The sequence below is a fragment of the Gemmatimonas sp. genome (genome assembly GCF_041689975.1).
Taxonomy (GTDB): domain Bacteria; phylum Gemmatimonadota; class Gemmatimonadetes; order Gemmatimonadales; family Gemmatimonadaceae; genus Gemmatimonas.
The window spans coordinates 1-9,815 of sequence record NZ_JBDNFF010000359.1 but is presented as its reverse complement, the minus strand read 5'-3'; the positions used below and the strand labels follow the sequence as shown (position 1 = coordinate 9,815).

The window sequence follows — 9,815 nt, the reverse complement described above, 5'->3', positions numbered from 1 at the left end:
TTCTCGCCGCCGTACCCGGCGCGCGCCGTGGTCGGTGCATCGCTGCGCGGCATTCTCGTCGAGATCTCGGCGATCGCCGCGCTCTAGGGCAGGGAGATGACACCCCCGCTGGTCGTGGTGTACGCCACGAGTCGACCGTTTCGCGTCGCTTGCGGCGTGCTGCTGCGCGAGGCGGGGGCGCGTGTGCGCATGGCCAGTCGCCAGTCGGAGCTCGCGAAGGCCATCGGCGAGGGCACGATCGCGTTGATCATCGCGGGCGATGATGACTCGAATGTGATCGTTGCACGTGCACTCGCGGCGACATCTTCGACCGTCATACCCGTTGTGCAGCGAGCGCCTGGCGAATCGATCGGGGAGTTGGTCGCGCGGGCGCTACGACGCGTCTCCCTTTAGTCGGCGAATCGCCCTCCGGTCTCGCTTGCCGGGCTTACTGTCACCAAACGCGAACGCGATCGGCATCTGGCGCAGCTGTTCCTGTGCGGCCTCGCGCTTTCGCTTACCGTCGGCGGTCTCCTCGTAGAGCCGCTGGGCGATCTCCGCCGACCCCCGGCGCTCCGCGACGTCCTTCACGCGGAGCTGCCACTCTATCGGTCCTTGGCGCAGTCGGATCTCGTCAGTCGCTTGCACTAATTTCGCTCGCTTCGCGCGATCTCCGTTCACGTCGACTTTACCGCCGTCGATGGCCTCAGCCGCGAGCACACGCGTCTTGAAGAAGCGTGCGGCCCAGAGCCACTTGTCGAGGCGAACCTTCCCCGGTGGAGACTTCTCGTCATCGTCCCGCATCGGCTACTTCACACCGTCAGCACTGTCGTCGTCGTCCCATTCGATCGCATCATCATCGACGACAACATCTACGACCGCGTCGTCGACATCCGCTTCCTTGGGATCGTCAGGCGCGGTCCCGTCGGCCTGAGACGACTGGGCTTCGGCCGACCGCACCTCGCGGATGCGCGTGGCGGCGCCGGCATAGACAGAGCGGACCGCCGGGTTCGATTTTTGCTCGACGGCGCGGTGCTCGAGCAGCGGGACCAGCGCCATGATGGCGTCGAGGTCCGTGTTGGCATTACCGGTGCCCGCGATTGCGAGCAACATGGCGACCACTTCGTCGCAGCCATCGGCCATGCGGCTCGAGGTCGCCGCATCGGGACCGGGCACCTTCGTGCCCCGCGCCATCAGCGCGACGCGTTCGCGCAATGCGGCGGCGTCGGATTGGAAGCGATTCACGAGATAATCGCGGGCGGTCGTCGTCATCAGCTTTGAATCCTCTTCGACGCGGGGGCAATACGAGAGCAGGTCGGAGCCGCACGCACTCAGCCGAGATCGTTGCGGGTGATGCCAAGTTCGTCGCGCGCCGCGCGCCATGAGGCCAGCCAAGCATCGGACACGACTGCCGGTGCAATACCGATGCGCGCACAGCGTGACACGAAGTCGTCCCACCAGCCTTGTTCCAGCGCATCGATCACATCGAGCAGCTGACCGAGCGGCAAACGGCGGTCTGTCATCACATCGCGTAGCGCCGTCGGCAGCGCCAGTCGCTCCGACAGGATCGGCGCCGAGGCGCCGAGCGCGAACTCCAGCATCGAGAGTAGTCCGGCGATGAGACGCATGCGGGCGTGCGGCGCGTTGTCGAGCGCGGCACCCACCCGTTCGCAGACGCGCGCGCGTCGCAGCGCAGCGAATCCGAGTTCGGCATCCTGGGCGGCATCGCCGATCAGTCGTGCAGCTACGGATACGAGCCGGTCCATGATCGCGTCGCGTCCGAGCATCGTGATGGCGTGCGTCACCGATCGCGGACCACGCACGCCGAGTGACGCGGAGCCCATCGCCTTCAGCAGCGCGGCCGCAAGATGAGGATCATCGTGCACGAAGGTGTCGAATGACGAATCAGTCGGTCGGCCATCGGCGAACGCGGACAGCATGGTGATCGCGCGGATCACACTTTCCTCGGTCGTGCGGTCTACCGGTACACCGGCACCGCGGGCCAGCATGCGCCCGCTGTACAGTGGCACGCCGGCCTGCAATACGCGATGGCGCGTGAGGCGGTCGTCGACGCCGCGAACGAGTGGGCGGAGTCCGGCGTCGAGCAGTACGCGCACGCGGGATTCGAGCGCGCTTGGCGGCGTGCGCGCCGCGTCGAGCACGATCGTACTGCCCACCAACGACGGCGGCAGCGGCTCGCCGTCGGGAAAGCCCTGCAATGCGAAGTGAAAGCCGGCGCCAAGCAGTCGATCGACCGCACGCCGTGTGGTGGCGTCGTCGAGCGACTCCGTGGCCAGCAGCCACACGGCATCCGCCGAGGCGAAGCGAGTAATGGAGCCCTCACGCACGATGGCGGGGGTGACGGGCACCACGAGACTGCGGCCGGCAAGGCGGGTGAGCGCGCCCACCATGTCGACGAGACGGCGCGCGTCCGCGTCGGGATCCGAGCCACCACGGCGCGGGTCGGCCGGGCAGGTCGAGACCGCGTAGCCGATCACGCGATCACGGCGATCGCGAATCGGTAGGAGTGACGTCAGCATGCGCGTATTCTCATCACGTGCTCATCGCGGGCTCAGCGCGGCGTGCGGTCGGCCCGTGCGAGCACCGAATTGAAGTAGGCCGGCTCACCGGTGACGTCGCGTTCGACGTAGGGCGTGAGCCACTCGGGAAGAGTCGGTCGGTCGTCGAGCCCGGACAGTTCGACTTCGGCCAGCACGAGATCGCGATCGAGGAACACATCGATTTCCCACGCATAGGCGGTCTCACGCACGACATGCCGTTGCTTGCGCACGCGTGCGTCGGACGTGAGGGGCCACATCGCTTCGAACAACTCTCGGCTCGTGCCTTCGTCGATCTCGAGCCGTGCTTGCGCCGGGCCAAGCTTCACGTTGCGCCAGCACGTGACCGTCCCGTCAGGATTCGTGGACCGACGCAACCGCTCCCGCAACGCACTGCCGGGGAGCCAGCCCTGTTCGATCAGTGTGGGCGGAACCGCGGCGGCCACCGGCGGCACGCGGCTCAGGAGATACTTCCGCTCGATCTCGAGCGGTACGCCGGCCTCGGAAGCCGGTGCACTGTCGCGCCGCAGTTCGACGACGGCCATCTCGAGCGATTGCACTACGCCGTCGATTCGCGCGCACCAGTCGAGCGTAAATGCCTGGTAGTGCGCGAGCGCGACCGCCCCCAGCTCGCGATGCAGCGCCGGAAGGTTCGCCTCGAGCGCCCGCTCGGCCAACAGGTCGGCGTCGCGCACTGCACCCAGCAGATCCTGGCCGCGCGTGGCGAGATCGTACCACGCACCGAGCGCGGGGCGCGACTTGGCGAAGAGGGCGAGCATCGCCCGCTGGCGCTTCAGGCGAATGCGCACACGATGCATCGCGTCACGCGAGTCGACACTGGTCACGTGTTCGAGGTCCCGCCGTAAGCGCGTCGATGCGCGCGCCACACGTGTCGCGAGGTGTCGCGCGAACGGCGTGGGCGTGGCCGGCAAGCCAACGCGGTGTAACAGCAGATACGTGGCGAGGCGCGCCAGCAGTCGGTCGACGATGGGATCGAAATGCTTCTCGAAGGCGCGCGTCACGGCCGTCGACGAACGTGTCGCACGACGGTCGAGGATGGAGCGCAGGCGCATCGCTTCTTCACGAGCGACCACAGGAAGCTGCTCCATCTCGGCGTCGAGCCACGAGCGCTGCACGTCGGCATCCCGGACTTCGTTCGTGGCTTGCCCGAGTGCGCGCAGTGACCGCAGCGTGCGCTGGTCCACCGCGCCATCGAGCGCACTCTCGTGCTCGCGAAGCACCGCTCGCAGCCGTCGTAACGAAACGCGCGCGCGGTGCAGCGTTTCGGCTTCGGTTGCGACGTCGGTTCCTGAGGGATCCGCGGAGTCGGCCAGCAGCCACTGAGCGCGTGCATCGGTGAGCTGTTGGAGCCAATGGAGCGCCACCAGACGAGCGCCTTCCTGCGCCGGTCGGCGAAGCGCCCCCGGCAGCAGTCCACGCAGATCGGTGGCGGACAGGAGCGACGCGTCAGTCATCGTTGTCACCGTGGTCGTCGTTCGCATCGACGTGTACGTGAGCGGTGCCGTCGTCGTCGTAGCTTACCGAGACGAGCCACGGACGACAGCAGACCTGGCAGTCTTCGACGTATTGCTGATGCGTACCAGAGCCCGGATCGAGGGTGATTTCCCCCGGTTCGCCACAGTACGGACAGTGCACCTCCCCCACGAGATCAGCCACGCCGTCGCCGAGTGGGAACTCCTCGTCGTCAAGCGCGTCTTCGGCCTCATCGGGATCGCCGGCGTCATCCGGCAGGTCCCACTCTTCTCGGTCACGCATATTCGCACAGTGAAGGCATAGGCGTAATCAAACGGGGTGGCCGTCCCTGTCCACCCTAACCACTCAGTTTGGATTCAACAGCAGCGTTCGGTCACCAGTGGCCACAACGAGGGCGGCACGGGCGCCGGCCACTTTGGCTTCCACGGCCGCGAGTTTCACGGCTTCGTCGAGCACCAGGCGTTCGCGGATGTTGAGTATGAGCAGCGTTCCCTCGCCTTCATTGTAGCGCACCTGCTCGGCGTCGCGCAGCAGGCCGGCATTGCGCACATTGGCCACCTGTCGCTGCCGCAGCCGTTCGAGGTTGAACAGATCGAAGATCGCGGCACGCGCATCGAATTCGACCTCGCGCCGCAACCGATCCCGCTCGAGCCGCTGAAATTCGAGACGCTGGCCCGACGACGTGAATCGACCGGTTTCCTTGAGAAAGAGCAGGGGCGACTTGATGCTCAGTCCGGCCTTGTAGTTGTTGTCCAGGCGCTCGCCATCGAAAAACACCTCTTCGCTAGCGCTCGCGCCGAGCCCGGCTAGTTTGGCTTCGGCCAGCGGAAGCAGCGCTTGGGTGGTGAACAGCCGCTGCGCCTCGGCCTGTCTCACACGAGCCTGTATCTTGAGCAGGTCCGGGTTCCGGCGAGTGGCCAGATCGAGCAGCGCCTCGAGGCGGGTGGAGTCGATCCCCACCCCTTCAATGCCCAGCAGCACCGGCTTGGCGTCGACCGGGAGCGGTGCCGGGCGCCCGGCGTCATCCCAGAGATACGCCGTAATATTGAGCGATGAAAAGTAAAATGACGCCTCCGCCTCGAAGCGGGTGACCTCGCGGCGTTGCAGCTCCAGCAACGCTTCGATAGTGTCGATCGGCGCACCCTCGCCGACGGCGACCCGACGTCGCACTCCCTGCAGCCGGAACTCGGCCAGCGCCTCGCCTTCCTGCGCGATGACCCGACGACGCCAGCTCTCGTACCAGAAGCCGTAGTCCTTCGCGGCCAGGAAAAGCAGCTTGTTGACGATCGCGGTGCGATCGGCCTCTCCAACATCCCGCGCGCCGCGCGCCTGCTGCAGCGCGTTTCGCCGTTCATCGGTGAGAATGCGTTGCCCGAGAGGAATCGAGATGCCCGCTTCGAACGTGCCGTTGACGGGGGTGCGCCGGTCCGGATTGAAGAACCGGCCCATGGTACGATCGAAGGCGAGCGTGACGTCGGCCCCGATCGGCAACGGAATCTTGAGCTCGGCGTCGAAGTAATTGTAGTACTCCGTGCCGTTCAGTTTTTTCTGATCCCACGTGGCCGTCAGCGTGGGATCGAATGCGCCCCACGCGGTTCGCAGGTCGGACCGTGCTTGATCGGCCACCAAGCGCGCCTGCGCCGCGACGGGATGATTGGCAAGAATGACGTCGATGAAGGCCGGGAACGCGAATGGCGAGCCGAGCGTGTCGAGCTTCGACGGCGCTGCCTGCGCGGGTGCCGATGATGACGTCGTGCAGGAGAAGACGAACGCGACGGAGAGTGCGGCGCGCAAGTGGCCGATCACTTCTTGCCTCCACCTTTGGAGTCGCTCTTGCCGGCGCTCGCGCCACCAGCAACCGCGTCGGCCGGCAACGCGTCATTCGGATTGATCGAGAGCGGGAAGCCGTTGAGCTGGCGCCAGAGTTCCCAGCCGACGGTGACGTTGTCGAGCATGGCCCAGCCTTGCACACCGGTACCGAGGCGCAGCTGCGCGGGCCACGATTCGTCGTGGGTGGTATCGGGTACGAGCAGCACGCGAAACAGCCCGGCGCGATTCGGGAACTGGTCGATCACTGCCACCTCCGCCCCGAAGGTGCCCGACGCCACCTGTGGCCACCCCGAGACCTGCAGTGCGGGCCAGCCATCGAAAAAGATACGCACATGCCGTCCCGGCTTCAGCAAGACGACGTCCATCGGCTTCACGAACAGTTCAACCGCTTTGCTGGGCCGCGCCGGCTGAATGGTCACGATCGCCTCGCCCGCCTTCACGATCTCGCCCTGACCGGTCTTCGTGGCGCGCACGACGTACCCATCCTGTGGCGCCTCGATGAGGTAGAAGCGGTTGCGAATCGTGAGTGAGCCGACCTTGTCCTTCAGCTTCGCGACATCGGAGCGGCCTTCGTTGACCTCGGCCAAGGTGGAAGCACGATCCGAACGCGCCTTCGAGATCTTCTCGCCGTATTCGGCGGGAATGCTCGCGAGGTCCGTCTCCGTACTGAGCAGCATCTGCTGTTTCTCCACCAGCTTGGCCGATGCCGATTGCACACGAACCTGAAACGCCTGCAGTTCGTTGACCGACACCAGACCGAGGGTATCGCGGAACAACCGCTCGCGACGACGTAGCTGATCGCGCGCCACCGAGTCTTCGAGCGTCGCCTGACGGACTTCCGCACGATACTGCTCGATCTTGTTGGCGGTTTGCTGCAATTTGAAGTCGCGCTGCGCCTCGAGCTGCGAGATCAGCGTGGTCAGCGCGGCTGCCTTGTTCTGTTTCTCGCCGATCGCCGATTCTTTCGCCGCCTGTTGCAGCGCGGTGAGCGGCAGCACGTTGGGATTGAGGTACTCCTCCTTGATCTCGGAGATGCGGACGATGCTGTCGCCCTTGTTCACATACTGACCTTCCTGTACGTACCACTGTTCGATGCGGCCATCGATGCGCGCGGGCAGTTCCTGTGGACGATCGGAGGGATTGAGGGCCGTAATGGTGCCCTCGCCGCGTACGCTCTGCTGCCATGGCAGGAAGAGCACGAGGAACAGCGTGATGAGAATACCGAGCAGCCATCGTGACACGATGCGGCCGGTGTTTGCGGCGCCCAGGAGTGCCGTGGTTTCCAGCGGCAGATGCTTGAGTTCGCGTTCGATATCGAGATCGGACAAGGCCATGGTGTTCAGGCTCCCGTGGTCATGGGCGTCTCGTGCAGCAGATTGCGACACATCGCATCTTCACGCAGAACGCTGAAGGGTCCTTCGCGTACGATTCGGCCCTGATCCATGAGGAGCACGCGGTCGAACGCCGCCAGCAGCAGCGGATCGTGCGAGACGGCGATGACCGTCCACGGTCGGCTCCGATCGGTGAGCAGTTTGATGATGAGCGTGCGCGACGCGGCGTCCAGGTTCTGAAAAAAGTCGTCGAGCACGATCAGTCGCGGGCGGCCCACGATGCCTTGCGCCACGAGCAGCTTGCTCGCGAGGTGCGCGGGCAGTGTACGTCCGCCGTTCGTCAGCTCGGTTTGAACGCCCTGCGGTAGCTGTTGGATTTCATCGGTCAGCGCGAGGTCGTCGAGCGCTTCGGCGACATCGCGCGGGGCGATGTGCGTACGGCCCACGCTCACGTTCTCCTCGACCGTTCCGTCGAAGAGATCGGTCCACGAGAGCATTTGCCCGATTCGCGCGCGCAGGGCCGGTCGGTCGAGGTCGCGCAACGTGATGCCGTCGAACCGGATCGTGCCATCGTAGTCGTCGATGAGGCCGCCGAGCAACTTGAGCAGCGTCGACTGACCGGACCCGTCGGCGCCCATGATCGCGACGCGTTCGCCCGGCTCGATCTGCACGGTGATGTCGTCTACCGTGGCCGAACGCGCCGAGGGATAGCGAAAGTGGAGATCCTTCGTGACGATCGAGACGCCAACCCCCTGCACGTGGACCGGCGCGAGTCCGCCACGGGCTTCGAGTGGCAGGTCAGCGACATGGCCCGCCTTGTCGACGCTGGTGAGTACATCGTACACGGTGGCGAGGCTGGTGATCAGCTTCTCGACACCGAAAAGGACGGTGACGATCACCACTTCTGCCGCCACGAACTGGCCAAGTAGCAGCCGATTCGTTTGCACCAGCGTGGCGCCGATGATCAATACGGCGGCGGTGATGAAGGTCTTGAAGCCGATCAGGGCGATGGTCTGCTTCACGAGCACTGCAAAATGCTTACGCCGATACTTGAGATAGCCGGTGACGACATCGTCCATGCGCTCCACGGGAAGCGTGGAGTCGCCGGCGTACTTGAACGCGTGGAAGGCGCGCGCGATTTCCTCGAGCCAGTGCACGGCCTTGTACTTGTATTTCGACTCCACGATCGACGTCTCGAGACCTTCTGGCCCGGTCCAACGGATGATGAGCCAGAGCGCGATCGAGACCGCGATCGCGAAGACGGAGAACCAAGGGCTGTACACCGTGAGCAGGAGGAGGCTGAACACGATGGTGAGCAGCGCGGTCGGCACATCGAGCAGCAGCTTCGACACGCCTTTCTGAATCGCGATCGCCTCGAACAGACGGTTCATCTGCTCGGGGAGGTTGGACTCCAACGATGCCGCGTAGCGCAGCCGGGGAATGCGAAAGGCGAACTCCAACGCCATGCGGGCAAAAACGCGCTGCTGGATGCGCTCCACGACCCTCAGAATACCGATCTGCAGCACGCCGGCCACGATAGTGCCGAGGACGACGAAGGAGATGAGGACGATCACCGGCTGCAGGTACAGACGCCCCTGCACGATCTGCACGATGCCGCCGACGGCGAGCGGAAGGATCAGGCTCAGGCCACCGGACAGGGTCGCGTAGAAGAACACGGTGAGGATCTCGCGACGCTCCCGCGCAAAGAGCGCCAGCGTGCGATCGACCGGGGTTCGCGGTTCAGCCTCCTCCTCGAGGGCATCGTGGCCGAGGGGGCTGTGCGGGGAGGCATTGGACGTCGCGCTATTGGCCGGCCGCAGCGCCATGGGGGCCAGCGCATTCAGCACGTTGCCCGCGCCCAGACGTGCGATCAAGGCCTCCGCAAGCGCGTCGCCCTCGCCCTCGATTGCGACCTCGCTCCCATCGCGCGAAACGAGCAGCGCCTGCACCCCGTCGTCGTCGTTCCGGCACAGCACGATCGCGTCGTCGTTGCGCAGGTCGAGGAGAACGATGGGAACGGTGCGCTCAGCGATCGCGAGCCGGAGCGTGTCACGGGAGATTTGCCGGTCGAGATAGCCGACGTCCACCGCCCCGCCGACGGAACGGAGGCGAGTCGGCAGTGGATCATTGGGGGAGACCTGACGCGTCAGCGCGCGCCACCGTGCCTGCTCCACCTCGAGCCCGAGCGCGGCGGTGACCAACTGATTGACACGGGTTGCTTGAGCCGACATGGCGCAATCGAGGGAGCTATGAGCGAGAGCGTTCCCGCATCGAGAAGCCTGAAGCGGACAAACGCGATCGGAGACGGGCCTGAGTGCCCGCACTCCTGTAGCTGGTACTGCAACGGGTACCGCCGCTGATGGTGTGGCTGGTACCGCGAGAAATCAGCAGGGGTTCGGTGGCGCCCGAGTCGGCGACGCACGCAGTCCACCGCCGCGACGAACACGGTCGGATTGCGACGACAACCGTGCGCCGATCCGACGCTCCGGCCTAGTGCCGAAGGCAGTGCCCGGGGCACGTTCGGCGCCTGCCAGCTGAGACGACGCCGTACGCTGGGTGCGGCGGCTGCCGCGCTGCCATGCCGCACGGGTGGTGCACGCCAGCCGCGTCGAGACACGGTCTG

10 protein-coding genes are annotated in these 9,815 nt (G+C 65.6%); 1 reads left to right on the top strand and 9 read right to left on the bottom strand.

Going from position 1 to position 9,815, the window contains the following annotated elements:
• Positions 1-96 precede the first annotated feature (96 nt).
• Positions 97-393, top strand: a complete 297-nt coding sequence (locus tag ACESNG_RS20970; protein ID WP_373070681.1) for a hypothetical protein — start codon at positions 97-99, stop codon at positions 391-393.
• On the opposite strand, the gene ACESNG_RS20965 is transcribed toward ACESNG_RS20970, so the two are convergent.
• The 9 genes from ACESNG_RS20965 to ACESNG_RS20925 all read right to left on the bottom strand — a co-directional run.
• On the bottom strand, positions 373-783 hold the full coding sequence (locus ACESNG_RS20965; RefSeq protein WP_373060677.1) for an RNA-binding S4 domain-containing protein: 411 nt from the start codon (positions 781-783) through the stop codon (positions 373-375). The two genes, ACESNG_RS20970 and ACESNG_RS20965, sit on opposite strands and share 21 nt — an antisense overlap.
• A gap of 3 nt (positions 784-786) precedes the next feature.
• Positions 787-1,251 carry a hypothetical protein gene (locus ACESNG_RS20960; protein ID WP_373060676.1) on the bottom strand — a complete coding sequence of 155 codons (465 nt, stop codon included), beginning with the start codon at positions 1,249-1,251 and terminating at the stop codon, positions 787-789.
• 59 nt (positions 1,252-1,310) lie between these two features.
• Positions 1,311-2,519 (bottom strand): HDOD domain-containing protein, encoded by a 1,209-nt coding sequence (locus ACESNG_RS20955; RefSeq protein ID WP_373060675.1) that lies wholly within the window; start codon positions 2,517-2,519, stop codon positions 1,311-1,313.
• A 32-nt stretch (positions 2,520-2,551) separates the two neighbouring features.
• Complete coding sequence (locus ACESNG_RS20950; RefSeq protein ID WP_373060674.1) at positions 2,552-4,012, bottom strand: CHAD domain-containing protein; 1,461 nt, start codon at positions 4,010-4,012, stop codon at positions 2,552-2,554.
• Positions 4,005-4,313 carry a CPXCG motif-containing cysteine-rich protein gene (locus tag ACESNG_RS20945; RefSeq protein ID WP_373060673.1) on the bottom strand — a complete coding sequence of 103 codons (309 nt, stop codon included), beginning with the start codon at positions 4,311-4,313 and terminating at the stop codon, positions 4,005-4,007. Before ACESNG_RS20945 ends, ACESNG_RS20950 begins: the two co-directional genes overlap by 8 nt.
• Positions 4,314-4,376: 63 nt before the next feature.
• Complete coding sequence (locus tag ACESNG_RS20940; protein ID WP_373060672.1) at positions 4,377-5,837, bottom strand: TolC family protein; 1,461 nt, start codon at positions 5,835-5,837, stop codon at positions 4,377-4,379.
• Positions 5,834-7,195, bottom strand: coding sequence for an HlyD family secretion protein (locus ACESNG_RS20935; protein ID WP_373060671.1), 1,362 nt, complete (start codon positions 7,193-7,195; stop codon positions 5,834-5,836). Before ACESNG_RS20935 ends, ACESNG_RS20940 begins: the two co-directional genes overlap by 4 nt.
• A 5-nt stretch (positions 7,196-7,200) precedes the next feature.
• On the bottom strand, positions 7,201-9,423 hold the full coding sequence (locus ACESNG_RS20930) for a peptidase domain-containing ABC transporter (RefSeq protein ID WP_373060670.1): 2,223 nt from the start codon (positions 9,421-9,423) through the stop codon (positions 7,201-7,203).
• Positions 9,424-9,576: 153 nt separating this feature from the next.
• Positions 9,577-9,815, bottom strand: a 239-nt coding sequence (locus tag ACESNG_RS20925; protein WP_373070679.1) for a hypothetical protein, incomplete at its 5' end; no start/stop codon positions are given.

What these genes read in the sequence shown, in the direction of transcription:
- ACESNG_RS20970 (WP_373070681.1), top strand. Translation starts at nt 97, where the DNA reads ATGACACCCCCGCTGGTCGTGGTGTACGCCACGAGTCGACCGTTTCGC.
- ACESNG_RS20965 (WP_373060677.1), bottom strand. Translation starts at nt 783, where the DNA reads ATGCGGGACGATGACGAGAAGTCTCCACCGGGGAAGGTTCGCCTCGAC.
- ACESNG_RS20960 (WP_373060676.1), bottom strand. Translation starts at nt 1,251, where the DNA reads ATGACGACGACCGCCCGCGATTATCTCGTGAATCGCTTCCAATCCGAC.
- ACESNG_RS20955 (WP_373060675.1), bottom strand. Translation starts at nt 2,519, where the DNA reads ATGCTGACGTCACTCCTACCGATTCGCGATCGCCGTGATCGCGTGATC.
- ACESNG_RS20950 (WP_373060674.1), bottom strand. Translation starts at nt 4,012, where the DNA reads ATGACTGACGCGTCGCTCCTGTCCGCCACCGATCTGCGTGGACTGCTG.
- ACESNG_RS20945 (WP_373060673.1), bottom strand. Translation starts at nt 4,313, where the DNA reads ATGCGTGACCGAGAAGAGTGGGACCTGCCGGATGACGCCGGCGATCCC.
- ACESNG_RS20935 (WP_373060671.1), bottom strand. Translation starts at nt 7,195, where the DNA reads ATGGCCTTGTCCGATCTCGATATCGAACGCGAACTCAAGCATCTGCCG.
- ACESNG_RS20930 (WP_373060670.1), bottom strand. Translation starts at nt 9,423, where the DNA reads ATGTCGGCTCAAGCAACCCGTGTCAATCAGTTGGTCACCGCCGCGCTC.